This is a genomic window from Leptospira idonii (assembly GCF_004770995.1).
In the GTDB taxonomy this organism is placed as follows: Bacteria; Spirochaetota; Leptospiria; order Leptospirales; family Leptospiraceae; genus Leptospira_A; species Leptospira_A idonii.
Genome location: NZ_RQHW01000057.1, coordinates 1 through 1,166, shown reverse-complemented (window position 1 = coordinate 1,166; position 1,166 = coordinate 1). Strand labels below are relative to the sequence as shown.

Genomic DNA, 1,166 nt, shown 5'->3' with positions numbered 1-1,166 from the left:
GAATCAAATTTCATTTCAAACTCAAGTTTTGTACCATGCTCAAATTGAAAATGGTTCAATCTTTGAGCTAATATACGTCCTTTATATTTTCCAGTGGGGCTACAAAACTCAAATCGATATGCATTCGTACTGAACCTAGATTTCGATTCAACAACCAGTTCTTCAGTAACCTGAAATACACTTTGAAGCCCTAACCCAAAAGCGCCAGCAGGCCTTGCCCAAACAGGCATCTTATTTATGATATCTACCTTTCTTTTGTTTTTCGAACTACCCAAAGTTTCTTTCATATAAGGAATGTCTCTTTCATCTATCCCGATTCCCCTATCAGTAATACTAATTCGCCATATTTCTTGATTAGAATTTGGAATCTGGTTTATCTTTACAAAATCAACTTGAATTGTGTATCTCTCCTTACAGCTATGAATGTAGCCAATCCAATCTCTTCTAAGATCATTCGGCTTATCTGAGTCTGGACTAAGCTTAAGATACTGCTCAAAATCAAGCCAAGCTGCAATTAAAGATGCATCAACAGAATTTTGTAGGAGTTCTCGAATAAATACACCTTGGTCTTTATAAATATTTTCTCCAAAAAATAATTCTTGAGCTTGCCTTACATTTAAGGAGAAAGTCGTTGCCTTTGATTCAGTCACTGCCTCATAATTTTTTGCCTTAACAATAGATTCATCAAAAGTTGGTAACGTTCCAGGAAAACCTTCAGGCATTATCTGTGGCCATTTGCCTGTTTGATCCTTAATTTCATCACGAAGCCAACCAAGCCATTTTTGTAGTGCGGAGTATCCTTCAACTGTTTCACATTCAGCAACAACTTGTATTGATCTTGGACCTACAAAAAAATGCTTTATTGCCGCATGCTTTTCTATATGAGCTATTGTTTCACCAGGGACACTTCCAAAAGCAGAAAGCATCGTTGGGCAAAAGCGATGATTGTCTAAATCCAAAAGATCACCAAGTCGTAAAAGGCAAGCAACAAAACGGGGGTGAGCATCTTCTGTAGAAAGCCCATTTTCTAATGAAGGCAATGACATTACAAAATTAAAGTCACGACCATGAGCTGCACAAATATCTGACAGAATACTAAATAAGCGCTCTGGGATTAACCCGTTTCGGGGGCTTTGTAATTGAATTGTTGCAATCGGATCTTGAAT

The 1,166-nt window shown here is 37.4% G+C and carries 1 protein-coding gene; it reads right to left on the bottom strand.

Annotation, left to right across the window (positions count from 1 at the left end):
* The coding region (locus EHS15_RS15940; RefSeq protein WP_210416363.1) for an HD domain-containing protein at positions 1–1,166 on the bottom strand (1,166 nt) is incomplete at both ends.